Source organism: uncultured Alteromonas sp., assembly GCF_963976965.1.
Lineage (GTDB): Bacteria > Pseudomonadota > Gammaproteobacteria > Enterobacterales > Alteromonadaceae > Alteromonas > Alteromonas naphthalenivorans.
Genome location: NZ_CAXBMP010000009.1, coordinates 59,709 through 85,026, shown reverse-complemented (window position 1 = coordinate 85,026; position 25,318 = coordinate 59,709). Strand labels below are relative to the sequence as shown.

27 protein-coding genes are annotated in these 25,318 nt (G+C 43.6%); 7 read left to right on the top strand and 20 right to left on the bottom strand.

Annotated elements, in window-relative coordinates:
- Nucleotides 1-24 precede the first annotated feature (24 nt).
- From AAC006_RS09335 to nudC, 3 genes are all read right to left on the bottom strand, one after another.
- Nucleotides 25-555 (bottom strand): hypothetical protein, encoded by a 531-nt coding sequence (locus AAC006_RS09335; RefSeq protein WP_288389070.1) that lies wholly within the window; start codon nucleotides 553-555, stop codon nucleotides 25-27.
- A 56-nt stretch (nucleotides 556-611) separates the two neighbouring features.
- A complete protein-coding gene (hemE, locus tag AAC006_RS09330) occupies nucleotides 612-1,703 on the bottom strand; it encodes a uroporphyrinogen decarboxylase (RefSeq protein WP_288389071.1) in 1,092 nt (363 codons plus the stop codon).
- 243 nt (nucleotides 1,704-1,946) lie between these two features.
- The gene (gene nudC / locus AAC006_RS09325; RefSeq protein WP_013786382.1) at nucleotides 1,947-2,780 is read right to left on the bottom strand and encodes an NAD(+) diphosphatase; all 834 of its coding nucleotides are present in this window, start codon (nucleotides 2,778-2,780) and stop codon (nucleotides 1,947-1,949) included.
- Nucleotides 2,781-2,951: 171 nt separating this feature from the next.
- On the opposite strand from nudC, the gene rsd reads away from it, so the two are divergent.
- The 5 genes from rsd (at nucleotide 2,952) to AAC006_RS09300 (ending at nucleotide 6,108) form a co-directional block, all read left to right on the top strand.
- Entirely contained in the window at nucleotides 2,952-3,398 is a 447-nt protein-coding gene (gene rsd, locus AAC006_RS09320; protein ID WP_013786383.1) for a sigma D regulator, read from the top strand.
- Nucleotides 3,399-3,472: 74 nt separating this feature from the next.
- Entirely contained in the window at nucleotides 3,473-3,946 is a 474-nt protein-coding gene (locus tag AAC006_RS09315; RefSeq protein WP_013786384.1) for a transcriptional repressor, read from the top strand.
- Nucleotides 3,936-4,400 (top strand): chemotaxis protein CheX, encoded by a 465-nt coding sequence (locus AAC006_RS09310; RefSeq protein ID WP_013786385.1) that lies wholly within the window; start codon nucleotides 3,936-3,938, stop codon nucleotides 4,398-4,400. Before AAC006_RS09315 ends, AAC006_RS09310 begins: the two co-directional genes overlap by 11 nt.
- Nucleotides 4,390-4,836, top strand: coding sequence for a secondary thiamine-phosphate synthase enzyme YjbQ (locus tag AAC006_RS09305; RefSeq protein WP_013786386.1), 447 nt, complete (start codon nucleotides 4,390-4,392; stop codon nucleotides 4,834-4,836). Before AAC006_RS09310 ends, AAC006_RS09305 begins: the two co-directional genes overlap by 11 nt.
- 90 nt (nucleotides 4,837-4,926) lie before the next feature.
- Nucleotides 4,927-6,108 (top strand): OmpA family protein, encoded by a 1,182-nt coding sequence (locus AAC006_RS09300; RefSeq protein WP_126873307.1) that lies wholly within the window; start codon nucleotides 4,927-4,929, stop codon nucleotides 6,106-6,108.
- 117 nt (nucleotides 6,109-6,225) lie between these two features.
- Here AAC006_RS09300 and dnaB read toward each other — a convergent pair whose 3' ends face one another.
- The 5 genes from dnaB to AAC006_RS09275 all read right to left on the bottom strand — a co-directional run bounded on the left by dnaB (nucleotide 6,226) and on the right by AAC006_RS09275 (nucleotide 10,676).
- Complete coding sequence (dnaB, locus tag AAC006_RS09295) at nucleotides 6,226-7,611, bottom strand: replicative DNA helicase (RefSeq protein ID WP_013786388.1); 1,386 nt, start codon at nucleotides 7,609-7,611, stop codon at nucleotides 6,226-6,228.
- Nucleotides 7,612-7,800: 189 nt separating this feature from the next.
- On the bottom strand, nucleotides 7,801-8,271 hold the full coding sequence (locus AAC006_RS09290) for a hypothetical protein (RefSeq protein ID WP_126873308.1): 471 nt from the start codon (nucleotides 8,269-8,271) through the stop codon (nucleotides 7,801-7,803).
- 269 nt (nucleotides 8,272-8,540) lie between these two features.
- Nucleotides 8,541-9,521, bottom strand: coding sequence for a DUF4097 family beta strand repeat-containing protein (locus AAC006_RS09285; RefSeq protein WP_126873309.1), 981 nt, complete (start codon nucleotides 9,519-9,521; stop codon nucleotides 8,541-8,543).
- An 11-nt stretch (nucleotides 9,522-9,532) separates the two neighbouring features.
- Entirely contained in the window at nucleotides 9,533-10,108 is a 576-nt protein-coding gene (locus AAC006_RS09280; protein WP_126873310.1) for a hypothetical protein, read from the bottom strand.
- Nucleotides 10,101-10,676 (bottom strand): sigma-70 family RNA polymerase sigma factor, encoded by a 576-nt coding sequence (locus tag AAC006_RS09275; protein ID WP_126873311.1) that lies wholly within the window; start codon nucleotides 10,674-10,676, stop codon nucleotides 10,101-10,103. The genes AAC006_RS09280 and AAC006_RS09275 overlap by 8 nt, the downstream gene beginning before the upstream one ends.
- Before the next feature lie 130 nt (nucleotides 10,677-10,806).
- On the opposite strand from AAC006_RS09275, the gene AAC006_RS09270 reads away from it, so the two are divergent.
- Entirely contained in the window at nucleotides 10,807-11,460 is a 654-nt protein-coding gene (locus tag AAC006_RS09270) for an MOSC domain-containing protein (RefSeq protein ID WP_126873312.1), read from the top strand.
- A 20-nt stretch (nucleotides 11,461-11,480) separates the two neighbouring features.
- On the opposite strand, the gene AAC006_RS09265 is transcribed toward AAC006_RS09270, so the two are convergent.
- From AAC006_RS09265 to AAC006_RS09245, 5 genes are all read right to left on the bottom strand, one after another.
- Complete coding sequence (locus AAC006_RS09265; RefSeq protein WP_126873313.1) at nucleotides 11,481-12,563, bottom strand: MBL fold metallo-hydrolase; 1,083 nt, start codon at nucleotides 12,561-12,563, stop codon at nucleotides 11,481-11,483.
- Between the two features lie 151 nt (nucleotides 12,564-12,714).
- Nucleotides 12,715-13,167, bottom strand: a complete 453-nt coding sequence (rplI, locus tag AAC006_RS09260; RefSeq protein WP_013786396.1) for a 50S ribosomal protein L9 — start codon at nucleotides 13,165-13,167, stop codon at nucleotides 12,715-12,717.
- Nucleotides 13,168-13,193: 26 nt separating this feature from the next.
- On the bottom strand, nucleotides 13,194-13,421 hold the full coding sequence (rpsR, locus tag AAC006_RS09255; protein WP_013786397.1) for a 30S ribosomal protein S18: 228 nt from the start codon (nucleotides 13,419-13,421) through the stop codon (nucleotides 13,194-13,196).
- An 11-nt stretch (nucleotides 13,422-13,432) separates the two neighbouring features.
- Nucleotides 13,433-13,831, bottom strand: a complete 399-nt coding sequence (gene rpsF, locus AAC006_RS09250) for a 30S ribosomal protein S6 (RefSeq protein WP_013786398.1) — start codon at nucleotides 13,829-13,831, stop codon at nucleotides 13,433-13,435.
- Nucleotides 13,832-14,073: 242 nt separating this feature from the next.
- Nucleotides 14,074-15,246: a HAMP domain-containing sensor histidine kinase gene (locus AAC006_RS09245; RefSeq protein WP_126873314.1), complete on the bottom strand. Its 1,173-nt coding sequence runs from the start codon at nucleotides 15,244-15,246 to the stop codon at nucleotides 14,074-14,076.
- 344 nt (nucleotides 15,247-15,590) lie between these two features.
- Between AAC006_RS09245 and AAC006_RS09240 the strand changes: the two genes are divergently transcribed.
- Nucleotides 15,591-15,878, top strand: coding sequence for a YebG family protein (locus tag AAC006_RS09240; protein ID WP_013786400.1), 288 nt, complete (start codon nucleotides 15,591-15,593; stop codon nucleotides 15,876-15,878).
- Nucleotides 15,879-15,966: 88 nt separating this feature from the next.
- Here AAC006_RS09240 and AAC006_RS09235 read toward each other — a convergent pair whose 3' ends face one another.
- From AAC006_RS09235 to AAC006_RS09205, 7 genes are all read right to left on the bottom strand, one after another.
- Complete coding sequence (locus tag AAC006_RS09235) at nucleotides 15,967-17,547, bottom strand: PAS domain-containing methyl-accepting chemotaxis protein (RefSeq protein ID WP_339891164.1); 1,581 nt, start codon at nucleotides 17,545-17,547, stop codon at nucleotides 15,967-15,969.
- Nucleotides 17,548-17,696: 149 nt separating this feature from the next.
- Nucleotides 17,697-19,202: an ATP-binding protein gene (locus tag AAC006_RS09230; RefSeq protein ID WP_013786402.1), complete on the bottom strand. Its 1,506-nt coding sequence runs from the start codon at nucleotides 19,200-19,202 to the stop codon at nucleotides 17,697-17,699.
- A 58-nt stretch (nucleotides 19,203-19,260) separates the two neighbouring features.
- Entirely contained in the window at nucleotides 19,261-20,343 is a 1,083-nt protein-coding gene (locus AAC006_RS09225; RefSeq protein WP_208806054.1) for a methyl-accepting chemotaxis protein, read from the bottom strand.
- 80 nt (nucleotides 20,344-20,423) lie between these two features.
- Nucleotides 20,424-21,425: a LacI family DNA-binding transcriptional regulator gene (locus AAC006_RS09220; RefSeq protein WP_013786404.1), complete on the bottom strand. Its 1,002-nt coding sequence runs from the start codon at nucleotides 21,423-21,425 to the stop codon at nucleotides 20,424-20,426.
- 56 nt (nucleotides 21,426-21,481) lie between these two features.
- On the bottom strand, nucleotides 21,482-22,828 hold the full coding sequence (locus AAC006_RS09215; RefSeq protein ID WP_013786405.1) for a glycoside-pentoside-hexuronide (GPH):cation symporter: 1,347 nt from the start codon (nucleotides 22,826-22,828) through the stop codon (nucleotides 21,482-21,484).
- A 52-nt stretch (nucleotides 22,829-22,880) separates the two neighbouring features.
- Nucleotides 22,881-24,236 carry a GH1 family beta-glucosidase gene (locus tag AAC006_RS09210; protein ID WP_339891161.1) on the bottom strand — a complete coding sequence of 452 codons (1,356 nt, stop codon included), beginning with the start codon at nucleotides 24,234-24,236 and terminating at the stop codon, nucleotides 22,881-22,883.
- A gap of 347 nt (nucleotides 24,237-24,583) precedes the next feature.
- Complete coding sequence (locus AAC006_RS09205; RefSeq protein ID WP_288389074.1) at nucleotides 24,584-25,312, bottom strand: DUF2470 domain-containing protein; 729 nt, start codon at nucleotides 25,310-25,312, stop codon at nucleotides 24,584-24,586.
- Nucleotides 25,313-25,318 lie beyond the last annotated feature (6 nt).

Sequence of the window (25,318 nt, the reverse complement as noted above, 5' to 3'; positions counted from 1 at the left end):
AAAGCCGGTTATATTAAAACCTGACTAGGTCGTTGCATCGCTGATAAGCACGGGTCTAGAAGAAAACTTAACGCCAATTTGGGGGTTTCCCTCTTCAATATTGCTGACTTCAAGTATTTCACCAAAATGCCACCACGACTGCGCTTTTAAGTCGTTAAGCATTCGTTTGAACCCCGCATGACTGCCCGAGTATTCCCCAGTAAACTCACATTCTGATTGCGTGCATTCAAACGTATTCAGGGTAAGTTTTTGCCCACTTGGGTGAAACGCTAAAAATTCCGTTATTTCGTTTTGAACCTGAAGGTCTGAAAGTGGTTCATTCGTAGCAAGTGTGTGAGCACCATCAGAGGTCTGTCCGTGTGCTTCACCAGACATTTGAGGGGTAGCTTTAATTACCCTGAGGTTGCTACTTGCAGTGGTGCGTGAACGCTCCAGCACAGTATTCAAACGCTCTTTTTCCACGTTGGAACTGGCCAGCTTACCGTGGTAAAAGCCGAACTGATAGCCCGTTACGGCAATAAAGAGGATGAGTACAATAACAACCCAGGGTTTCATGATTTCCTTACCAGCTTGCTGGCGAGTCGTAGCTAATCATTTAGCTACGAATATGACTACTTATGATAAGGCGCACTGAGTTCGTGAACTGAATTCACAAACACACCTGCATTTTCTGGTGGTACATCTAAGTGAATACCATGACCTAGATTGAATACATGGCCAGAGCCTTCGCCATAGCCCGATAAGATAGTGCCAACTTCTTCACGAATTCTTTCAGGCGAGGCATAAAGCATGGAAGGGTCCATATTGCCTTGTAACGCTACCTTGTCGCCAATGCGCGCACGGGCTTCTGCAATATCAATAGTCCAATCAAGACCTACTGCATCGCAACCAGTAGCCGCAATTGACTCTAACCACATGCCGCCGTTTTTAGTAAACAAAGTAACCGGTACTTTTCTGTCATCGGCTTCACGGGTAAGTCCGTCAACAATACGCGCCATATATTGCAATGAAAAGTCTTTATAATCACGTGGTGACAACACACCGCCCCAGGTATCGAAAATCATGACTGATTGGGCACCTGCGGCTATTTGGGCATTAAGGTATTCCGTGACGGAATCGGCCAGCTTCTCTAGTAGAGCATGCAATATAGCAGGTTCAGCAAACGCCATTTTTTTGATTTTAGTGAAGGCCTTACTCGAGCCACCTTCGACCATATAAGTAGCGAGCGTCCACGGGCTGCCAGAAAAACCAATTAACGGCACGTCGCCATTTAGTTCACGACGGATGGTGCGCACTGCATTCATTACATACTGCAACTCGCCTTCTGGGTCTGGCAAACCAATTTTATCTACGTCGGCTTTGCACGTAATCGGCTTTTTAAAACGCGGGCCTTCGCCGGTTTCAAAATAAAGCTCTAAGCCCATTGCATCAGGAATCGTTAGAATGTCTGAAAATAAAATAGCAGCATCTAAGGGAAAACGACGAAGCGGCTGTAAAGTAACCTCACAGGCAAGTTCGGCATTTTTGCATAAAGACATAAAGTCGCCAGCAACGGCACGGGTTGCTTTGTATTCAGGTAAATAGCGGCCAGCTTGTCGCATCATCCATACAGGTGTGACATCGACAGGTTGCTTTGATAACGCCCGTAGGTAACGATCATTCTTTAAAGCGGGTTTAGCAGCACTGGTAGCTTTTTGCGACATATATTCACCTGAAATTAGAAAAATAAAACGGCGAAATTATACCAGCATTCGTTTCATTTTGTGCTAAAAAGCTGTCTTAATTTGGCAACTTGCGATACTTACACCTAATAATACGACGAACAATACTTGAAAAAGGGGCTTGCACTACTAGTAAGTGTTTGCTACTAATATATACAGCTACGACAAAGAAGCCCGCAAAGGGACCGTGCTAAACTCATTGAAACCCTGCTTCGGCAGGGTTTTTTATTTGTCTGCTAATTGCGACAGGGTTTTGGCGATGAGTTGCCCTGCAATCGAAAATGGCGGTGGAATGGTTGGCAGTGCATCCACACTAAACCACTGAGCATCATCAATTTCATTTTCCTGACACCGAATTTCACCACTTTCATATTCAGCAATAAAGCCAACCATTATAGAATGCGGGAATGGCCAGGGCTGGCTATCGATGTAACGTAAGTTCTTTACTTTTACCCCCACCTCTTCAAATACTTCCCGATGGACGGCTTCTTCTAAGCTTTCGCCGCTTTCGACAAATCCAGCAAGAGTAGAATACATATTTGCTTCTTTGTGCCTAACCCCTTTTGCCAATAGCAACTTTTCATTGTTGTGTATTGAAACAATAATGCAAGGCGATACACGGGGATAACTTCTGTGATGGCAGCGATGGCAATGCACGGCCATTTCCCAATTTACTCTTTCGGTATGCGAACCACATTGGCCACAAAACTGATGGGTTCTTAAAAAATGGACATATTGCCACGCCCGACCTACAACTGAAAAACCGATATCTTGTTGCTCGAACAATAAATGGCGTAATGACACCGAGTCCCATTGTTCGTCTTCTATTGTTTCAGCACCGAGATCGACGACAAAGACGGGGGGGCTTTTCTGAGCAGATTCATGTAGTGGGGGGAGTTGATGAACCTCTTCGCGATAATTTTCGAGGAAGGTAAATTCATTAATATGCGCTAAAGGAACATTTATTTCGCCTTTACGAATGACAATCCGACCTTTGGTAAAAATGATCCACTGTCCAATCTCAGTCTCGATTTCACAATCGCTGCGCTTTATCATCATAAAACTGTTATCCACCCATTAAAGATATACAAGATAAGATAACATATATTTAATTACGACAACTCAGTGGGTTCAATTTGTGTCGTATAGGCTGAGTGTTATACTAGGATGGAATGCTGGAAAATAGCAGGTGCTGGATTAATAGAAAGCGCTGATTGAAAGGATCATGAAATGTTACAGCAGTTAGAGAAGGTAAAAGTTAAATGGGGTGGCAAAAGTGACACTGTCGATAATTGGCTGTTAGCCAGACAGTCGCTGCTTGTGTCCTATTGCCATTTAGCCGGTTTAGACCAGCAAGGCGAGTCATTACCTGAAGCAAATGACATCGCTAATTTTTGTGAAAACCTAATGGATTACCTTTCCGCTGGGCACTTCGAGGTCTTTGATATGTTGGTTGACGATGAAGCAGAAGGTAAAGCGTTAAAGCAGCGTCTTTACCCAAAACTTACGCAAACCACTGACTCAGCCTTACAATTTAATGATAAATTCGCAGAGGCATTTACTATTGAACAAGCGGCCGTTTTTGACAGTGAGCTTGCGAATATTGGTGAAACTCTTGAAGAGCGCTTTGCTTTAGAGGACCAATTAATTGCACACATGTACGCCAACGTAGAGTAAATAAAGCGGGTAAACATCTGTCATTAATGACGTCATTACCAATATAATTAGTAAAATAGCCACGGTAGCAATAAATGAATAAAGCCACGCTTATCCACAAAGCTCGCGCATACTGCGAGCAAAGAGGCGCTAGATTTACCCCTCTTCGAGAGAAAGTGTACGAAATATTAGTCGCTAAGCACGGTCCAATGGGGGCCTATGAATTGCTAGATGCGCTAAAAGAGACTGAATCCGGTGCAAAACCTGCCACCGTTTACCGAGCCCTCGATTTTTTACTCGATTTCGGTTTTATTCATCGCCTTGAGTCGACCAATGCATTCGTAGCCTGTTATCATTTTGGTTGCAACCACCCTGTACAGTTTCTTATTTGCGACAGTTGTGGTGACGTTGCAGAGATACAGTCTGAAGGTTTGAAAGAAACATTAGATAGTCAGGCAGAGGCCAACGGCTTCAAAGTATCTAAACAAACAATAGAGGCGCATGGTCTTTGTGCTGATTGTCAACAAACGGAAAATACCGTTGCAAAGGAGCACACTCATGAATGCTGAGTTCGTTAATCCGTTTATTTCTGGTTTACTCAATGTATTAGAAACCATGGCGCAAACCAAACTTACGCCTGGTAAACCCAAACGCAAGCAAGGCGATGTAGCTAAAGGCGATGTGTCTGGGTTGATTGGCATGGTAGGCCCAAGTGTGCGTGGCTCTATGTCCATTACCTTTGAAGAATCTCTTGCCCTTACCATTATGGAACGCATGGTTGGCGAACGCCCTGAAAAACTTGATGCAGAAGTTGGAGATATGGTTGGCGAAGTCACTAACATGATATGCGGAGCGGCAAAACGCGACCTTGCAGATCGCGGATTTGAATTTGGAATGGCGACACCTATTGTTGTGTCTGGTAAGCAGCATACGATTAGCCATCAGGTCAGCGGCGCGAAAATCATCCTTCCGTTTATGTGCGATGAAGGATTGGCGCATTTAGAGATCTGCTTTGACAAATAATTCCTGGTACTCTGAAAAAATTACACTACCTGAATTTCCTCGTGGCTTTCATCTAGTAACAGAGTATATAATTAGCGCTTTACCCATGCTGCAACACATTGAGGTAGGTCTTCTTCATTTATGGCTTAAGCACACCAGTGCTAGCCTTACAATAAATGAAAATGCAGATCCGACTGTTAGGTCGGATATGGAGGCCTTCTTTAACTATAGTGTAAAAGAAAACTTGCCCTTTTTCCGGCATACTTACGAAGGTAGTGATGATATGCCGGCTCACTTGAAATCAAGTCTGCTGGGGTGTCAGGTTTCAATACCGGTGGAGAAAGGGAGGCTACAACTTGGTACTTGGCAGGGCATCATGCTAGGCGAGCACCGAGATATTGGCGGCCAACGAACGATTATTGCCACATTACAAGGGCTTGCGACATCGCCTATATAACAAAATGGCATATTAATTGCTTAGTACAACTAAGCACAAGCTAGAATTATCATAAATCGATAATCACTCAACGTTTAACAGGATGTGACTATGAAAAAACACTTTAAACTAGCGGCACTTTCGCTTGCCGTACTTTCATCAACTGCCTTTGCACAAGATTCTTCTGAGCCAGAATATAAAAACTGGTTCGGTATTTCTGGTCTTTATTACAACACTGATGTTGAACGTCCTACTACTGAAGTACTAGATGACGGCCAAGGCGTATCATTCGAGTACGGATTCCGCTTCACTCAAAGCTGGGCAGCACGTGTTGAATTTACTGCTTTAGAACTAGACTACGTTGGTGGTTCTAGCGATGATGGCGAAATGGTAGGTGTTGATGCACTTTACTTCATGCCTAACGATGCATGGTACTTATTCGGTGGTGTTAAACGTCAATCGGTAGGCGAATCAACCACGCTAGGTAACATCGGTATTGGTAAACACTGGGATATCGCTGAATCTGTTAAGATTGTTACAGAGATTGCTACTTACCATGACTTTGGTGAAGACTATAACGATTACAGCGTAAAACTTGGTTTAGCGATTCCTTTCGGTAAATCTACTCCTTCTGCACCTAAAGACGGTGACAATGATGGCGTAGTCGATAGCAAAGACCAGTGTCCTATGACTCCAGCTGGTGTTCGTGTTGACGCAACTGGTTGTAGCATAGATAACGACAACGACGGTGTTCTTAACAGCGTAGATCAGTGCCCTAACACGCCAGCAGGGACTGCTGTTGACGCGAAAGGTTGTGCGCTTAAAGACGCTGACAACGATGGTGTTGTAGATGCGAAAGACATGTGCCCAGACACAGCTGCTGGCGTTAAAGTTGACGCTCAAGGTTGTACTGTATTTGACGAAGAAACAGTAGAAATTACACTACGCGTTCTTTTCGACAATGAAAGCTCAGTTGTTAAAGCACCTCGTGATCCAGAAATCTCTGAATTCGCTGAATTCATGAAGCAGTACACTAACACTACTGCGGTAATTGAAGGTCACACTTCTGCACCAGGTTCTGAAGCATACAACATGGATCTTTCAGAAGACCGTGCTGCATCTTTCAAAGAAGTAATGGTAGACATGTACGATATCGACGCTAGCCGTTTAGAAACTGTTGGTTACGGTGAGACTCGTTTACTAGATACAGCTAAAAATGCCGAAGCACATCGTGTTAACCGTCGCATCTCAGTGACTGTTAAAGATACTGTTAAGGTTCCTGAAGAGAAGTAAGCTTCCCTCAGACACAAAAAAGGCGCCTAATTGGCGCCTTTTTTATTGCTTGTTATTTCTGCTGACTTCAACACTTAGCTTTATCACCGCGCATCGGTAGTAAACGTCTCTACTTGGTTAATATTCGTCAGGCATTGCTGGACCAGCATAATTGTCAAAACGAGAGAACTGGCCTTGGAAGGTAAGACGGCTGGTTCCAATAGGACCATTCCGCTGCTTACCTATAATAATCTCTGCTACGCCCTTCTCTTCACTGTTCTCATGATAAACCTCATCACGATAGATGAACATAATAAGGTCAGCATCCTGCTCGATAGAGCCTGATTCACGCAAGTCTGAGTTTACTGGGCGTTTATCGGCCCGTTGCTCTAGGCTTCGGTTGAGTTGCGATAGGGCAACCACTGGTACTTCCAGCTCTTTTGCTAATGCTTTAAGTGAGCGGGAAATTTCAGCAATTTCTAAGGTTCTGTTATCACTGAGTGAGGGCACACGCATAAGTTGGAGGTAATCAATCATGATCAAGCTTATCCCCCCACGTTCACGAGCAAGTTTACGCGCTCGGCTTCTCACATCCATGGGTGTAAGGCCAGATGAATCATCAACAAATAATCTGTCTTTATCTTTCAACATCGCCATGGTGTTAGAAATGCGTGCCCAATCTTCGTCATCCAACTGAGCGGTACGAATTTTGGTTTGATCCACTCGGCTGAGTGATGCCAACATACGCATCATGATTTGTTCAGAAGGCATCTCTAAACTGAAGACTAATACCGGCTTTTCCTCGGACATCATGGCATTTTCAACCAAGTTCATCGCAAAGGTGGTTTTACCCATTGAAGGACGAGCAGCAACAATAATTAAGTCTGAAGGCTGCAGACCACTTGTCTTTTTATCTAAGTCGGTGAAGCCGGTAGTGACACCGGTCACTTCTTTGTTGGTTTTAACCAACACTTCAAGACGGTCGATGGTTTTACCCAATACCGCTTCTACATCGCGAGGACCTTCATTTTCACCGGTGCGGCGCTCTGCAATTTCAAATACTTTGCTTTCAGCTAAGTCGAGAATGTCAGCGCTGTCACGACCTTCAGGGTTATACCCGACTTCTGCGATTTCATGGGCTACACCAATAAGCTCCCGCGTGATTGCACGTTCACTGATAATTTGCGCATATGACACCACGTTCGCAGAACTTGGCGTATTTTTAGCTAGTTCACCGAGATAGGCAAAGCCACCTGCATTTTCAAGTTCATCGTGCTTTTCAAGCTCTTCCGATACGGTAATAAGGTCGACCGGCGCGCTTCTATTTAACAAACGAGTAATGGCGCTATAAATGGTTTGATGCGAGCGGTTATAAAAGTCGGTATCAGTAACGAGCTCCGCTACTTTGTCCCAACTTTCTGGATCAATTAGCATACTGCCAAGAACAGACTGTTCGGCCTCAATACTATGAGGAGGAACTTTCAACTTCTCTACATTATTATCGCCTTTTGGAGGGGATACCACTTACACTACCTACTCTGTTTACTTGAAGCACGGCTGACTATTATGCGCTTTTGCGCTTCGTTGAACAATGGAGTAAGAGCTCATAAATGAAGGTTAATAAAAATTATTAACCACTAGCGGAATGCAAACCTTCGTGAAGCGCTTATCTTGTAAGGGCTACTCCAACAACTTCACCACACTATGGTTAACTTATAGCGTTTTTTCAATGCGAAAAAAGGTGCCATCAAAAACGGTATAAGCAACATTATGCTCTTGAAACAAAAGCACTGAACCTAACGCCTGTGGGCCATTTTCACAGGATAGCTCTACCTGCGTAATTTTACCCTCATCGAAACCTAACGCGTTTCCCTCTATTTTGAAGCTAGCAGCCAGTTCGTCTGAATCCACTTTCTTCTCGGTATAGGTAGGAGACTCACATGCCTGCTGATTCAGTTGCGCACCATCTGAATGGTAAACCAACGAACTACCTAATACCTCTTTAGCTTCTGTGGCGCTTTGTGCAGAGATTCCTGGCTGATAAGCTTGGGTTACCACCCAGGTGCCTTCAAAGAAGGCAGGATCTTGTACTGCACACCCTAAAGTTAAAAAGCTGATACTTATCGCGCCGGCAATAAGTCCGTGAAAGCGCCAGAAGCGCTTTAAATGGCTAAGAATATTCAAAGCTATTTTCCTAATAATTGATTATTTATCGCTGTTGCGGATATCGACTTAGCCATTCTGACGCGGGTAAAAACATTAGGTTCATTAGCGTGGGGTAAATAGACGCACAATTGCGGCGGACGGATTCGTTGCGTAATTTTTGACGTTTAACTGAGTAAACGTCGATTAGCAATGTACCAATATCCTATCCTTACTTAACCTTTATATGGGGGCGTTAGTGCTTTTTTCAAGCAAAAACGCCAATGCTTTAATTCTTTCGCCTCTTGCCGCTACTGCGTATCCAAGGTAATACGCCCATTTACCGTTGAGATATCAACGTTCGCAGAACCGCCATTATTGATAAATCGCAACCAACTGCTGGGGCCATATTTTGGCTTTTTAACCGCATCGCTACTTACGTTATTAATGATTTTGCCACCTGCATGCGTCTCAATATCAAATTGTGCAGATACTTGAGGTTGAAAGCTAAAACGTAACTTCCCACCTACGGAACTGGCTTTCAGTCGCCCGTTTTCGTTTAAATGCAAGCGCGCATTCGTGGCGCCATTCACAGTGGTCACACTAAGAGAATCTATTTTCTCTAGGGTTAAATCAATACCGCCATTAACGGTTTCCACCGCTACGTCAGGGCTAGATGTACTTAACCTCAGGTCGCCATTAACGGCAACAAAAGACACACCTTCCTTACCTGAATGAACGGCCTCCACATCACCATTTACTGTTTCTACATCAAGTTTGCCTTTAACATTGTTCAACGCAATGTCACCGTTTACCGACTCTACTTTTACGCGATTACCAATATCGGTGAGCTCTACATCTCCGTTTACCACTTCAACATTTACACTTTGGACGATGTCATTTATTTGAACATCAGCATTAATCGCGGTGTAGTTCACATCGCTAGATTTAGGCACAAAAATAACCAAGTCATCCCCTTCATCTTTGTTTTTCCACCAGTGCTTGCCGCTACGCTTCACATCAACATGAATGACGATAACATTGCCACGTTGTTCAAAGATAAACTCATCAGTGTTGTCACCCAGTTCACCGGTAACGTGTACTTGAGGTTTATCCCAACCTCTAATTTCAGCGTCACCGTTGACGTGCTCTATATCAATTTTAACGCTATTTGGGACATCTAGTATGCGGTCTATTTTCTCGCCCGCATACGCAGTAAAGGCCAGCATTGTGCTACTTAAAAGTACACCATGAAAAAGTACACTGGCTAAGCTTTTGCGAATAATAGTCATAATAAAACTCCTTAAATTTGTTGCCATTTGGGCGCGTGCACTCGCTCAATTAATGTGATTTGCTGTTGATATACGTGCTTTAGCATCTTTAGTAGTGCTCGATTGTTAGGATCATCTTTTAATGCTGCTTTTATCACAACAGCAGCGTCGTCTAATTCTTTTAATTGGGTTTGCCAGTTTTCACTTAATTCTGGCGCACTGTCGTAACTCGCCAGCAAAGTGGTCATCTGTTCATCTTGCTGCTCACTCAGTGCATCAACTAACGCATAACCTGCGAGCTTAGGTTGCTGCCCGCTCGTTTCACCGTTAGTAAAAACAGGCGAGAAATACCAAATAACGCTGACTAGCATGGCACTCGCTGCCATGGCCAACCATGGTGTGGTAGATAAGCGAGCAACTGTGCCGCGCTTGTCTTGGCCTGATGGCTCGTTATTTAGCCCATTTTCGTGTAGCCCATTTTCATCGGCTTTGCCGCTTACTTGGCTGTGTAGTGACAATTCAATACCACGCCATAAATCTCTTTCAGGCTCACGAGTTTTAGGTAGGTGTTGAATCTCAACCTCTAAGGCTTTATCAAACTCATTCATCTTCACACCACATCCAGGTTTTTAGCAGTTGTTTAGCGCGATGAAACTGCGCTTTGCTGGTGCCTACTGCCATATCTAACATTTGTGCAATTTCTTCATGCCTATAGCCTTCAATAGCGTGTAGTACGAATACCATTCGTGCTCTTTGTGGCAATCTAACCACTAGTGCTTCTAAATCGACTTGGCTACTGTCTGCCGCTGCGGGCATCTCCATCGCTGGACTGGTTTCAATATTAAACATACGTTGAACCCAGTTACGCTGTTTACGCAAATACGACACGGTCACATTGGCTGATACACTATGTAACCAAGTTGAAAACTGGCTTTGTCCGTCGAATCTGTCTAACTTTGACCATAACTGAATAAATACTTCTTGTGTGGCGTCTTCGGCAAGACCGCGGTCGCCTGTTAGACGCAAGCACAGTGCATACACTCGCCCGACATGGTTATGATACAAGGTTTTGTAGGCCACTTTATCACCCTGCTTAGCCGCGAGAATCACCGCGGCTTCACGCTGGCTTTCATCATCGCTAGTCAGATTGGTAACCTTTGTTAAAGTGCGCTCCATCACAATCTCATTTTTTTTCGTAAACCGATTTTTTCAACATTTTTGGCTTACCATCTTGTTATTCTTAAAAGGTTAGTCGTACCCTATGTGATAAAGGTTTAAATTAGCAAAACTTATTTTTGGAGTTTGTATGTCCTCACCCTTAAAAGTGGATGCATTATTTGCAGGTCAGCCCCAACCACTTGGCCCACGAGGTGCACCGAGTAGTATTGTAAAAAGCGCAGTTTCACAGCTAACCGTCCACCTTGATTGTACCGACGAAGATCAACAATCAAACAAGAAACTTCATGGCGGCCCCGAAAAGGTTTTGCATCAATTTAGCCCCCTTCATTACTTTACGCTACGTAAGCATTTTCCAGACGGTGAGTTTGAGCCTGGCAGTATTGGTGAAAACATCAGCGTGGATGGTATGGATGATGCCACGGTTTATATTGGCGACGTATGGAAGTTCGGTGAGGTTGTACTGCAAGTCAGTGCGCCGCGAGCCCCCTGCAGTAAAATATCCCAACGTTTTAATATTAAAAACCTAGACAGGTTTGTTGGCGAGCGAGGGATAACGGGTTGGTATTACCGCGTGCTTAACACAGGCGTTATAAATGTGGGTGATAAAGTGGAACTCGTACGCAGGGAAAGCAACACTGTTAACGTCCAAACATTAATGCATTGCACCCACATTAAAACGGATACAACACTGGCTAGAAAGCTCTCAGAACTGGAGATAATTGATGAAGAGTGGCGCTTAAAATGCTTTAAAATAGCCAACAAAGGGGACCATGCTGGCTAGTGCATTCGGCATCAGACAGACTAGAACATCACTTCCTCGTCTTCGTTTAACAAGTACAAGGGAATATCGTTGTTGAGCTTATCATTCATATGCAATAACCTAAACAAGGCCGAATGTGATGTTTTATCCCCCATTCTCCAACTTCTATTGCCATATCCCCATGGCACCACGACACGGCAGCCTAAATCCTTAGCCGCTGTTAGTGCATCTTCTGGCGTAGTATGAACTTCTCGATACCACTTCGGATCATTTTCACTGAAATAGGAAGCAATAGGTAACAAACACACATCTATGTTTCCAAAACGTTCCGCTATACTTTTGAAGTGTGGCGAATAACCTGTATCACCAGCAAAAAATAATGTTTTTCCCTGAGTTTCTAACACCCAACCACCCCACAGGGCAGCATTATTGTCCTCATAAAGAAACGGAACAATTGTCCGATTACTAAAATGATGAGCAGGCACAAAATGGATTGTAGTCTCTCCAATGACTTTCTTTGCATACCAAGCCATTTCATTTATGCGGTAATTGTTTTGGTCGAATTGCTTGGCAACGCCAAGTGGGACAAAGTATGTTGGAGTATTGCCAATAGTTTCTATGTCAGATTTGTTGAAGTGATCGTAATGGACGTGAGAATAAAGTACCGCATCCGTAGCTTGCATCACAACATCATCGGGCTCGTCAGGGATATTCCTATAAAAACCCTCTGTTACTTTAAACCCCCAATTAATAGGCCAGTCAAATTGCCCAAATACGGGGTCGATAAGGATATTTTGTTTTGTTGCGGTTTGAATGATGAAACTCGCATGACCTAGCCATTTAATATGAAAACCAGTATCTAGCGTGACCTGAGGATTATCACCTTGGTACTGGCAGTCTTGCATGAGCGAATCACAAAGTATATCGATATGGGCAGGATAGCAGTCTTCTTGACAGGTTACAGGGTATGTCTTTATGTCACTGTAAAGATTTACAAACCGATCTTGGTAACCTTCTTTTTCGCTGTACCTCACCACCGTATCAGATGACGCAATAACAGAAACATGATTAGAAGCACTACATCCGCTTAGGAAAAGCACCCAAAAGAAAATCCCAAATCTCATACCAACCTCATAATCCTTCAATAACTTATCTTAACCCAATAGGAAAATATGGGTAGGTCACTTTTAAAAATAAACGTAAGCAGGTATGAATAATTTAATATCAGACATAAAAAAACCGCTCATAAGAGCGGTTTTTCGTATACGTCAGCGCTTATGCTTCAGCAATGATGATCACTTTAATAGAAGTGGTTACATCAGAATGAAGTTGTAAGTCGATGTCATATTCGCCAGTGTCGCGAAGTGTGCCAGTAGGAAGTTTAACTTCCGCTTTAGCTACTTCAACACCAGCTGCAGTGATTGCATCAGCAATGTCACGCGTACCGATAGAACCGAAAAGTTTACCTTCGTCGCCAGCTGGCGCCGCAAGAGTTACTTCTGCAAGTTCATTTAGTTTTTCAGCACGTGCATTAGCAGCATCAAGCTGCTCAGCGATTTTCGCTTCAAGTTCAGCACGACGTGCTTCAAACTTTTCAACGTTCGCTTTAGTTGCAGGAACTGCTTTACCCTGTGGAAACAGGAAATTACGAGCGTAACCAGCTTTAACAGCTACTTGGTCGCCCAGACCGCCAAGATTGGCGACTTTATCTAGTAGGATGATGTTCATCTTAACTACCCCTTAATTACGCCAAATTACTTGTGTGAATCAGTGTACGGAAGCAACGCAAGAAAACGTGCGCGCTTAATCGCAGAAGACAGCTGACGCTGATATTTTGCGCTTGTACCAGTGATACGGCTAGGGACAATCTTACCGCTCTCTGTGATATAATTCTTAAGAGTAGCGATATCTTTATAATCGATTTCAGTCACACCATCTGCAGTGAAACGGCAGAATTTACGACGTCTGAAAAAACGAGCCATGGGTGATCTCCTTAAGCGTTATCTTCAGTGGATTCAGGTCTTCTTTCTGCGCGCTCTGTACGAGGTGCAGAATCGTCACGACGCTCACGACGCTCTTCTTTAGTCATAGGAGAAGGCTCGGTTACAGCGTTTTTAGTGCGCATTACCATGTTACGTAAGATAACGTCGTTGTAGCGGAAAGCATTTTCCAGCTCGTCAACAGCTTCAGCAGTCGCTTCAGCATTGATCAATACATAGTGGGCTTTGTGCAGCTTTTCAATTGGGTATGCCAATTGACGACGGCCCCAATCTTCTAAACGATGAATCTGACCATCGTTTTGCTTAAGAATAGTGGTATAACGTTCGATCATACCAGGTACTTGTTCACTCTGATCAGGGTGAACCATAAATACGATTTCGTAATGACGCATTATTGCTCCTTACGGTTGTAGCCTCGACAGTACAGCCAGACTGTATAGAGACAAGGAACCTAGTTAGGGTGGCTGTAAGGGCGCGGATTATACGCACATACCCGCTTTTGTACAAGCATTAATCACCGGAAAATTTTACATTTGTACGTGTTTTGATGAAATTTAGCTAGATACGCTAAATGATGGGGTAGCGGGGTTCATGGACGTTAAAAAAGGCTAAGCGCGAGGCTTAACCTTCATGCTTACAATGCTGCCTTAAATGAAAACACGGTTTCATTTTCATCTGAATGCACCATCAGACTCCCCTTATGGGCTTCCGCAATTTGCGAGGCGATAAACAATCCTAGACCTAATCCACCGGTCTTTTTGTTTTTTTCGTTTCGCCAAAATGGATGAAATAGCTTATCTATGACATCCGCACTTATTGGAGTGCCTCCGTTAGATACGCTTAATGTCAGTGTTTCTTCTTCGATATTCGCCATGACTTTGATAGGTTGCGCTGCATCGCCATGCACTATCGCATTAATCAGCAAGTTAGACAGCAACTGGCTGATACGCTCTGGGTCACATGAAAATGTGCCGTCTATAATGATATCCGCAAGTATCTCTCGGTCTGGATGCAGGCCCGAAAGTTCACTTACGGTGTGTACTAGTACACTTTTTAAATCACTTGCTGGTTTAACGTTTAATTGAATACCTTTGCCCATTTGACCATGCGTAAAGTCCATCACGTCACTAATGAGCCGCGTCATACGTTTAGCGCTATTATCCATTCGGGCCAGTACTTTTTGGGAAGTCGCATCGCTGGCGTGATCAACAAGAAAGTCGACCCCCATTTTAAGTGCCGACAAAGGTGTTCTTAAATCGTGGCCTAAAATGGCGATATATTGCTCTCGCAATTTAGCGGCAGCTTGCTCGCTGATGAGATCGGTTTCAACCGCAGCTAAACGATCGTCAACTTCCATTTGCCTCGATATTAACTCAGCAAACGACTTAATTTGACTTTCAATCTTATCTGTTTTTAAAACTGCAGGACGTGGATCTAAGCCGCATAATGTTCCAAAAAAATCGCCGTTTTGGTTGTAAATGGGAAATGAAAAGTAACTTTCAAAGCCATACATCTTAGGAATTTCACTTTGGCGATAAACATCATCTTTCTTTGCGTGTTCAATGACGATGGCTTTTGTAGATTTTCTGACTTGGCTACAAAACGTTGTTTTGTTATCGAGTTGATCGCCCGGAATTAAATTGAAGTTCACTTGGTCATATACTGCGCACATTGTCCAGTTATCTTCTGTCACTCTGGCTACGCAGATAAAGCGAAGACCAGTGACATCTGATAACATTTTCATTATATGTGGTACAGCTTCTATCGATTGAATAGTGCGAATATCACGCTCAATTGAAGAACTCATTACTTCCTCTTTGTATCTAAGTCACCCATATCACGCCGACTGTCGGCACTCGATTTCCCGCTCTAGCAAGAAAGACTCTTGTGCCTAGTGATAAATTTACTGTTCTTCGTGGCTGTTTAACTAGCTACAGGCTGCAACCAATGTGAACGAAACCGGTAAATTTTTGAATATAGACATGACGATGTGAAAGCTGTTTTCCAACGTACGTTTTAAAATACATCCAAGCGTACTTGGTCACTATACTTAAGTTGTAAAAAAATAATATCAAAAAACTTTAAATACTGTTTATTTATCCAGTTAAATATTGTACAGTTTTATTGTCTATTCATTTAAGGGGACCTACCATGGCCATTACCACACAGTATGTTGTCACGCACAAAGGGGTAGAAAAATTGGTAACTACCGATAAAAAAGAAGCAGATCAGTACGATAAGATGCTCGACGCTGCCGACAACCTTGCTGAATACATTCAAGCAAAGGGCTTAGGCATTGACGATAGCATTGTTGAAGAACTCACAATTATGTTGTCGAAAAATAAAGACAAGGTGAGCAAGATTTTTAAAGGCGCGACAGCACAGAGTGTACTAGAAGATGAGAGTGCCGACGTAGTAAAGCTTAAAGCCAACGGATAAGCATAGCAGAAAAGCTCGGCGTGCTTTTAAGTGGAACGAACGTAAATAGAAAATGGTTCAAAGCACGCTAAAAAATAAACAGCACAGATTATCCTGTGCGTTTATCCGTGTTAAAACGAGCAATTAACCCGTTAACTTGATTTACGGTGTCACGAAGATCTCGACCCACTTTGAGCGAGGCTTCTGAAGACTTCTGCGTTTCTTCTGCACTATCAGCAACATCGACCAGCTGCTGATTAATATGCTCAGCCACGGTACTTTGTTCTTCTACAGCAGAAGACATTTCTACGGTAGCTGAGGCAATACCACTTACCGCATTATTGATTTCTTGTAGCGCGCCTCGGGTTTCTTCAACAATGGCACTACCGTGTTCAGCAGACACCAACCCTTCTGAAGATACCTTTACGGCCCGTTCTGTTCTATCAACAAGTTCTTTAATGATATTGTGAATTTTATCGGTGGACACCCGGGTTTTAGAAGCCAAGGTACGAACTTCATCGGCAACAACAGCAAAACCGCGTCCCTGCTCGCCAGCGCGGGCGGCTTCTATAGCGGCATTAAGTGCTAGCAGGTTTGTTTGATCAGCGATGCTAGAAATGATGCTAGCGGCTTCGCCTATATCACTGGTGGATTGGGCAAGCTCGGTAACCGTATCGGAAATCGACTCCACCGCGCCTTTTAATGACAGTATAGCCTGCATCGCTTCTTCAGCTTTGTCGTTACCCATTTGTACGTTAGTTGCGGCAGTTTTGGCACTAACAGCATTGCTCTCTACTCGCTCAGCCACTTCTTGAATAGCCTGACTCATTTGAGTTACCGCTGTGGCAATTTGCTGGGTGGCAAGATTTTGCTGAATAATCGTTTTGCTGGTTAGCTCGGCTTGGCTGTGAGTTGAAACCGCAATATCTTCCAACCCCTCAGATGCATCTTTGATGCGGGTCAACGCCGTGCGCGTACGCGCGAGTTCACAGCCTAACGCCAACTTAGCCTGAGCAATATAATCAACATCGGCATAATACGTTTGTGCCACGAGTTCATTACTATAACTAGCAGGGCTTAACGAAAGAAATTCCCGCCAATAGCTCCGACTTTTTGCCGATTGCCACGCCATCATAATCAGTAGCGCAATGAAAGTAACACCCAGGGGTACCAAACCCGCGGTAAAACCAATGGCTACCAATAATAATAAACTTACCACTATCATGGGTAACATGGGTGAAAGTGTTTGACCAAGCTTTGCAGCAAAGGGAATTGGCGATTTTCCTGCCGATAACCTGGCATATATAGCGGATGCTCGTGTTATTTCTTCATCGGCGGCATGAACCCTAACTGACTCATAACCCACCGCTTGCCCGTTTTCGTATACGGGAGTTACGAATGCTGACACCCAATAGTGGTCGCCGTTTTCTCTTCTATTTTTAACGAGTCCAGCCCAACTTTGACCCGACTCTAAAGTTCGCCACATTTCTTTAAACACACTTGAGGGCATATCCGGATGACGGATAATGTTGTGGTTTTTTCCTATCAGGTCTTCTCGATTGTACCCACTTGCCTCTACAAATTCGTCATTGCAGTGTTGTATGACACCCCGTTTGTCAGTGGAAGTGATAAGGCGGTAGTGAGAAGGGAATTTGTATTCGCGCTGGGTAACAGACTGATTTTTCTTCACTAATAAAATCCATTGCTATAGTGGTATCAAAGTAAATAGGAGAGCCCTATTCATCGGTAATTCATTAAAAGGGTAGACGATCATGGTAACAATTAATACTAAAGTAGAAAAAGAATTCGGTAATAATGAAGATTATACGAATAAAAAGATTACGCCAGTGGCAGGCGTACCTTAATTGTGGTGCCCTTATCGATTTCACTGGTCACTTCAAACTGGCCGCCGTGTTCTTCAATAATAGTCAGTGAAATAGACATACCAAGGCCGGTGCCATCACCAGGTGGTTTAGTGGTGAAAAAGGGGGTAAACATTTTGCCAATGACTTCCTCTGACATACCTTTGCCTTCGTCTTGCAACGTAATGACCGCCTCGCCTTCTAGGGATTCAACATCAAACTTAATGCATTTTCCTTCATCTGTGGCATAGATGGCGTTAGTAAGTAAGTTGACGAGTACTTGCTGTATTTGCCCAGCGTTGCCTAGTACTTCGATATCGGTTTCAGGAGGCGTGAATATGACCTTATTTTTATACTTGTGCAGGTTATTCGTGATTCGTAAGGCTGAGCTTATCGCTTCGGCAACATTAATGGCGACGCGCTTATCACCGCTAGGGTAGGAAAACCCTCTTAGCGCTTTTACGATATCGATAATTCTTTCAATACCTTCTGAGGACTCTTCAAACATTTCAGAGATAGCCTCGGCACTATCTTTTAATGAATACGTGTTTTCAAGCGCTAAATAACGGGCTTCTATTTCTCCACCCGCATCTTCACAAAGTACCTTTATTTCAGACAAAGCACTCTGGTAATCTTTAAAGATATCGCCAGCCACCGAGGTGTTGCTACGTACATAACCAATCGGATTATTAATTTCGTGGGCAATACCGGCCGCCAACTGACCTAACATGGCCATTTTATCTGCGGTTATTAGCTTTTCTTGCAGATAGCGTTGGTCTTTTTCCATCGAGGATAGGGCGGCTTTGTGATGCTTAATTTCGTGTTTAGAACTTCGGTAGCCTATACCAAATTGTAGATAGTGCTTATTTGCATCCAGCACATAAAGCATTTCTTCATCTAATTCACTGTTTTTGGTCAGTAGTGCTAGCCATGCCTGCTCGCCATTGCCCAAGTTCTGCATGAAATGTAATACGTAAGCCTCTTCATGATTGTCTGGCCTTTCAACGATATTTACACACCATTGGCTATAGTCTTCTTTAACAGACAGCGGGAGTTCATCTAACATAACCTTGGCTAAATCGCTGGCTTCAACCCAACCATTTTCTACTTGCCAAATTTTGTTGTCATCTCCTTGAACCACTTTTCCGGCTTTGGTAATGAAGGCTAAACCACAAAAGGCATCGCTGAACTCTACTGCTGACTCAATAGCGGAGAAAATGAAACTTGCCCCGCTATCGGAGGTTTTAAGGTGGGAAGCAGAGCGATTCAAAAAGATTAATTCTCGCTCTCTTTTTTTTGATTCATGCAATGCTTTACGCAAGGCTTGCGTTGCCGAATAGGCATCGCTTGAGTAGCTTTCTAAAAACCACTCAGCATTTGCCCGCGCTATCTTTTGGCGCTTAAGCTGTCGCTCAAGTAATTTTACTTGAGCTTTTAAGTCAGCAACCTCATTGGGGCTAGGGGGTATTGAAGCATCGCTCAATATATAAGCCTTTTAGTCTATACCTCTTCAAACGCATTTAGGTATATGAGAAAACAAGTTAGCTCACTATCTTGTCTAATAGCAGCATTACTTTCTCGCTAGAGCGTTCCATTTCAATCACTTTAGCTTCTAGTGTTGAAATATCACCCTCTGCTTTTGCATTAATAGCAGCTACACCAGCACGATGAACCGCTGCATGAGGTGTTTCTAAATCTCTGAATGGTGACGACTTGCCAATAGCCGCACCCTGATTTTCGCTATACCACTTTCCCAAACGACAACTCGCGTGGTCAGCAAGATCACTTGATTTTTTATCGCTGTAACCAAATAAAACCGCATATACATCTGACTTCCATACTACGTGGTCTAGCTTAACCGTTTGTATAAAGGAGCTTAACGCCCCCTCATTAATGGTCGTTTTCATGCTATCGCAATGAGAAACCATGGTTTCATAACTGCTATTAAGGGTACTAATCCCTTCTTCTAGCTCTTCGTTATTGCCTCTTAATTCGTTAACACCTGAAACTGCTTTTGCCGTAGATTGAATAATATCATTTACTAGTTCAGACACTTCTGTCGCTGATTTATTGGTTTCAGTAGCGAGTGCACGCACCTCATCGGCGACGACACTGAATCCACGACCAGCATCACCCGCACGGGCGGCTTCAATAGCAGCATTCAATGCCAGTAGGTTGGTTTGATCCGATATACTGGTAATAGTAGATACAAACTTGTTGATGTTATCCGCTGTACTTGATAACCCAGAAATGCGCTCGCTCATACTCACCATTTGGGTATTCAAACCACTCATGTCTTTGACAATTTTGGTAAGTACTTGAGAGGACTGCTCAAACAATTCATTAATGTCTGATATTGATTGATTTTCGGTGTTTATTTTTTGATAAGACCCTAATACGGTTTCTCGAATACCTTCCACTTGGTTAAAAGAGTTAACCAAGCACCGTGTTACCACATCGTCTTTACTTTTCTTTGAAGCATCGCTTAACTCGGTAACTTGCCGATGAAGTTCTGTATTTTCAGACTCTAAGGCTGATATTTTATCTAGGGCAACTTGATAGCGATTTTCAAGTTGCGTGGCCTGAGACTCTTTTTCTAAGTATTTGCTTCGAGAAACGAACATAGGGTGACCAAATTTTAATATGTGTGAAAATTCAGCATAACAGAAAAAAGCGTAACTTCACCATTCGTCGTTGGTTGAAGTTACTCGAATTTTCTGGTGGTTCCTCTAATAATCAATTTGGGCGACAAAATATGTTCCATTGTCAGTTTTCCATCGCCATAAGCCTGATTTAAAATCCAGCGAGATGCCATAGCACCAATTTCGCGCACTGGATAGTTCACGGTAGTCAGTTTAGGGGTTAGGTAACTAGCAAAGTCAACGTTATCAAATCCGATGACGGAGATATCTTCCGGTACGCGTTTACCATGCTTTCTGAGTGAGTTAATAGCACCTGATGCCATTTCATCATTTGCACAGGCGATGGCACTAAAACTTACGTTGCGACGAAACAGTTCATCCACACATTTTTCACCCGAGAAGGCTTGGAAATTACCTTCAGCCACGGACTCTTCATCAAAATAAAAATTGGCTTCTTCTAATGCTTTTTTGTGCCCAAGTAAACGATTAAAACCATCCGCTTTAAACAGTGCGCCTGCGGCGTATGCAATTTGAGTATGCCCCAAATCGATAAGGTGCTTGGTGGCTAGATATGCGCCGAGCACATTGTCTAGGCTGATACATTTTTCACCAATAGCTTCTATGTAGCGGTTAACCACAACAATAGGAACATCTTGGCTGGCAAGGTCGATAAGGTACTCATCGCTGACCGCCTCAACATGCAAAATAAGCGCATCGCAGCGGCGACTCAGCAAGGCTTCTATTTCTTTTTTCTCTAAGGCTTCGTCACTGTGCCCTGTTACCACAAACATATGTTTGTTGGCTTGCCTAAGTACTTTTTCAGAACCGGCCATCATGGCGCCAAAGAATGAGCCGTGTAATTCAGGAACCACATACCCAACGGTATGGGTTTTATTTGAGGCAAGGGAAGCCGCAATGACATTGTGTCGATAGCCAAGCTTCTCCATCGCATCAAGCACTTGCTGACGCGTTTTCTCTTTAACGGTATCTGTGTTGTTGATAACCCGAGATACTGTAGCTGACGACACGCCGGCTAATTCACTTACTTGTTTAATCGTTACCATATAGCATTAACAGTGCATACGTGCGCTGTGTATATCCTTGCTTTGCGTAATTATTGTTACGATGCGCGATGCGCATCGTCTGTGGTCAATCCAAGGCGCTGCTGAATTGCCATCATTTTTTGGTTATCTAATGTATACCAGCGCATAATAATCGCAACACCTATCGATGCAATTGCCGGCCCGATACAAAATAACGCCACAATTCCTTTTGCCACATCAGGTGAAAATGCGTCCGGTTGATAGTTAACTGATGCGAGTAACCACCCCGCAAGTGCGCCGCCCAAAGCTAGTCCAACCTTAATAAAAAAGACTACGGTTGAGTAAGTTAACCCGGTCATACGAAGCCCCGTTTTATCTTCGCCATAGTCCACCACATCAGCAATTTTTGCCCACAGTAGCGGCGTAGCCATTTGCAATATAAGGCCCCAAAGGAAATGCAGTGCAATGGCCGTAAACCACGCCTGATAAGGCACAAAATAATTTACGATACACACTGCTGCACTGGCTAACTGAAGCCAAGTGTAGACTTTGATTTTGCAAAATCGTTTAGCAATTGGGTTCGCCAACGCACAGCCTATAATGCTGCCTACCATACCCGCAGTAACAAACAATGTGGCCGATTCAGGCCGCTGCAACACGTACTTCACATAGTAAAGCGCTAGCGTGTTTCGCATCACCATGCCGGTAAGTAACACAATCGCAACCATACAAAGAACACGACACTGGTCATTTTGCCAAATGGCCGCTAGCTGAGTTTTATAGGGTGCAGGCGTTTCATTGGCAGGTTTTACCCGCTCTTTAGTACCAGCAAAGCAAAGTAGAAAAAGTACCATCCCCACTATACTCATCACTATCATAGCGCGCTGATACCCAAGCGCTTCGTTGCCGCTCCCTAAGTAATCAACCAATGGCAACATAAATGATGTCACCAGCAGCCCACCACCCATTGCGAAGACAAAGCGATAAGATTGGATAGATACCCGTTCTGAAGCATCGGCACTTAGCACGCCGCCCAATGCAGAATAAGGAATATTGATGGCCGTATACATTATCATTAACAGTGCGTAGGTGATAAATGCATAGTAAAGCTTACCGTCTTCGGTAAGCCATTCAGGCGAGGTAAACGCAAGCACGCTACACAGCGCAAAAGGCAAAGCCAACCATAATAAATAGGGGCGGTATGCGCCCCACCGCGTTCTTGTTCTGTCGGCCAAAGATCCCATTAAAGGGTCGGTAACCGCATCAAATACGCGAACCAGTAAGAACATGCTCCCTACCGCTGCAGCCGGTATGCCGACAACGTCGGTGTAATAGAATGTCAAAAACAGCATGACGGTTTGAAAAATGAAATTACTTGCCGTATCGCCTAACCCGTAGGCAATCTTTTCCTTTGCACTTACCATTGGCTTCACCGTTATCTTTATTATTTTATGCTTTTAATCAATTGCGCATCTATCAGGCTGCGTTTAACGCTTTTCGTCTTTCTTCTAGCAATTGTTGTAATCTTAGTGCACTGGCTTTTAACGTTCGTTTTTGCGTATCGTAATCAACGTAAATAATACCGAAGCGTTTCTCGTAACCCAGCGCCCATTCAAAATTATCTAACAAGCTCCAAACAAAATAGCCTGTTATATTAACCCCTGCTTCAATGGCATCAGCTACCGCCTGCAAATGAGTGGTTAGATATCGAATACGCTGCTCATCGTTTACTGCCCCATCTTTTGTTAACGTATCATCACTGGCCAAGCCATTTTCAGTGATAATAAGCGGTGGTAGTGGGTAGTCATTATGCAACTGTAGTAGCAAATCAGTTAACCCTTGCGGGTAAACTTCCCAGCCCATTGCGGTAGTTTCACTTCCCTCTGGAGCTGGCAACTGGCAAGGATCTTCAGAGCCATCATCGGAAACCTTAGCGCGAGTGTAATAATTCACACCTAAGTAATCTATTTTCTCAGAAATGATATCCATATCGCCATCGAGAATATCTGGCCGGTGCGCTGCCGGAATGTCATCGATAAGAGCAGGATAACAACCATGCATTAACGGTTTAATGTACCAGTCGTTGTGATGATCGTGCGCTAATTTTGTGGCACGAATATCTTTTTCATCATTAGAGTTTGGGTAAAACGGGGTAAAGTTAAGTACCACGCCAGACTCGATATTGGGTACATTTTTACGCAGTACGCGCATGCCTAAACCATGAGCCAGCAACAAATGGTGTATGGCTTTTTTACCAAACTCTTTACCCACTTTCCCTGGAGCATGAATGCCGACTTCATACCCTAAATAAGCACTACAAAAGGGTTCATTTAAGGTGGCGTATGAGAAAACGTTATCACCGAAAGCTTTACTCACCACATCCACATATTCGGCAAACGCAAAGGCCGTTTTTCTATTTAGCCAGCCTCCTTCATCTTCTAAATACTGCGGTAAATCCCAGTGATATAGAGTGACGTAAGGCTTTATGTTGTTTTGCTTTAGCTTGGCTAGCAAGGCAAGGTAGAAATCGAGCCCTTGTTGATTAACCGAACCATCTTTTTTAATAATTCGTGGCCAGCTAATGGAAAATCGATAAGCGTCTACATTTAACGAATCGATAATGCTTAAGTCTTCTTCCAAACGGTTTACATGATCACATGCCACTAGGCCATGACTACCATCGGCAATCTTTCCAGGTGTATTGCAAAAGGTATCCCAAATGCTTGGCTCTCTGTTGTCTGCATCGCCCTCTATTTGAAATGACGATGTCGCAACCCCCATAGTGAAATTTGATTGCATAAAAGGAGAGCCAGGTTGGGCTAAAATTTCCATGTGTACAAAACCTTATTCGAATGTGTGTATCAGCGCCTGTCTACAACAGACGACAAAAAATGAATACCACAGGCACTAACAATACTTAGATTGTGCAAAGCCAAGGTGTATTAGCGCTTTATATAAGATGCGCTATTGGCAACTTATGTACAAAGCCGGTTATATGGAACAAAGTGTAGCATTTTATGTAAGCGCTTTCATATAGAGACAAGGAGTAACAGAGAAGAATTTTACATTTTATTCACAGAAGCACACCCAGCTAAGCACTTCGCTGGGTTTCCAATAAAGGTAGGATATCTAGCACTTACGGCGATAAAAGAACACGACGTTTCGATAGCGCGAATCTTTTAGCTCGCTTTGGGTATGTTCAATGCCGTGCGTGCATCGTTAGTCAGTTTGACAAGGGCTTTTCGAACATCGGTGGAAGTTTCACAAATGGATTCAAATGGAATGAACCAGGTCGCTTCCTCGCTACCACAATGCATACCTTCTGGAAATGCACTGTGCATAATAGGATGCTCAATATTCACCCCGATTTTATGCTGTAAAATTAACTGCATGGCATCTTGATGGTCTTCATTCATATGCGTGATCATACCGTCTGGCGACTTATGCCACTCTTGCTCTTCAACCTGCCAGTACGCTTTATCTATCCAGTGGATTTTCCCGAACCCGCCAATAAATCGCACTCGCTCAGCGCGGATAACATAAAAGTTAAAGTCATGGGTTTGCTCATAACCCTTAGCCTGTGGAAACAATCTTAGATACTGTGCTTTCACATCCGCTTTGTTAGCGAGTTCTGCGTTGCCCATAATAGTCACTCGACCATTGGCTTGAGAATCATCTTCAGCAGCATCGAAGATGGTTAAACTGACTTTATCGTTCGCTTTAATATTACGAGTGTGCAGGGCAATGTCACTAATGTAGATAATGGCATCACCGGCGGGCGTGAGGTAATAAGGAACGACCGAACCAAAGGGATACCCAGGCATTGACGTTGAATGGGTTCCTAGCACACCACTATGGTGAGTTCGGCTTAATTGTTTTGCTGAAAATGCAATGTCTTGCATGCTCATAAGAAA

What these genes read in the sequence shown, in the direction of transcription:
- AAC006_RS09335 (WP_288389070.1), bottom strand. Translation starts at nt 555, where the DNA reads ATGAAACCCTGGGTTGTTATTGTACTCATCCTCTTTATTGCCGTAACG.
- hemE (WP_288389071.1), bottom strand. Translation starts at nt 1,703, where the DNA reads ATGTCGCAAAAAGCTACCAGTGCTGCTAAACCCGCTTTAAAGAATGAT.
- nudC (WP_013786382.1), bottom strand. Translation starts at nt 2,780, where the DNA reads ATGATGATAAAGCGCAGCGATTGTGAAATCGAGACTGAGATTGGACAG.
- rsd (WP_013786383.1), top strand. Translation starts at nt 2,952, where the DNA reads ATGTTACAGCAGTTAGAGAAGGTAAAAGTTAAATGGGGTGGCAAAAGT.
- AAC006_RS09315 (WP_013786384.1), top strand. Translation starts at nt 3,473, where the DNA reads ATGAATAAAGCCACGCTTATCCACAAAGCTCGCGCATACTGCGAGCAA.
- AAC006_RS09310 (WP_013786385.1), top strand. Translation starts at nt 3,936, where the DNA reads ATGAATGCTGAGTTCGTTAATCCGTTTATTTCTGGTTTACTCAATGTA.
- AAC006_RS09300 (WP_126873307.1), top strand. Translation starts at nt 4,927, where the DNA reads ATGAAAAAACACTTTAAACTAGCGGCACTTTCGCTTGCCGTACTTTCA.
- AAC006_RS09285 (WP_126873309.1), bottom strand. Translation starts at nt 9,521, where the DNA reads ATGACTATTATTCGCAAAAGCTTAGCCAGTGTACTTTTTCATGGTGTA.
- AAC006_RS09280 (WP_126873310.1), bottom strand. Translation starts at nt 10,108, where the DNA reads ATGAATGAGTTTGATAAAGCCTTAGAGGTTGAGATTCAACACCTACCT.
- AAC006_RS09275 (WP_126873311.1), bottom strand. Translation starts at nt 10,676, where the DNA reads ATGGAGCGCACTTTAACAAAGGTTACCAATCTGACTAGCGATGATGAA.
- AAC006_RS09270 (WP_126873312.1), top strand. Translation starts at nt 10,807, where the DNA reads ATGTCCTCACCCTTAAAAGTGGATGCATTATTTGCAGGTCAGCCCCAA.
- AAC006_RS09265 (WP_126873313.1), bottom strand. Translation starts at nt 12,563, where the DNA reads ATGAGATTTGGGATTTTCTTTTGGGTGCTTTTCCTAAGCGGATGTAGT.
- rplI (WP_013786396.1), bottom strand. Translation starts at nt 13,167, where the DNA reads ATGAACATCATCCTACTAGATAAAGTCGCCAATCTTGGCGGTCTGGGC.
- rpsR (WP_013786397.1), bottom strand. Translation starts at nt 13,421, where the DNA reads ATGGCTCGTTTTTTCAGACGTCGTAAATTCTGCCGTTTCACTGCAGAT.
- rpsF (WP_013786398.1), bottom strand. Translation starts at nt 13,831, where the DNA reads ATGCGTCATTACGAAATCGTATTTATGGTTCACCCTGATCAGAGTGAA.
- AAC006_RS09245 (WP_126873314.1), bottom strand. Translation starts at nt 15,246, where the DNA reads ATGAGTTCTTCAATTGAGCGTGATATTCGCACTATTCAATCGATAGAA.
- AAC006_RS09240 (WP_013786400.1), top strand. Translation starts at nt 15,591, where the DNA reads ATGGCCATTACCACACAGTATGTTGTCACGCACAAAGGGGTAGAAAAA.
- AAC006_RS09225 (WP_208806054.1), bottom strand. Translation starts at nt 20,343, where the DNA reads ATGTTCGTTTCTCGAAGCAAATACTTAGAAAAAGAGTCTCAGGCCACG.
- AAC006_RS09220 (WP_013786404.1), bottom strand. Translation starts at nt 21,425, where the DNA reads ATGGTAACGATTAAACAAGTAAGTGAATTAGCCGGCGTGTCGTCAGCT.
- AAC006_RS09215 (WP_013786405.1), bottom strand. Translation starts at nt 22,828, where the DNA reads ATGGTAAGTGCAAAGGAAAAGATTGCCTACGGGTTAGGCGATACGGCA.
- AAC006_RS09210 (WP_339891161.1), bottom strand. Translation starts at nt 24,236, where the DNA reads ATGGAAATTTTAGCCCAACCTGGCTCTCCTTTTATGCAATCAAATTTC.
- AAC006_RS09205 (WP_288389074.1), bottom strand. Translation starts at nt 25,312, where the DNA reads ATGAGCATGCAAGACATTGCATTTTCAGCAAAACAATTAAGCCGAACT.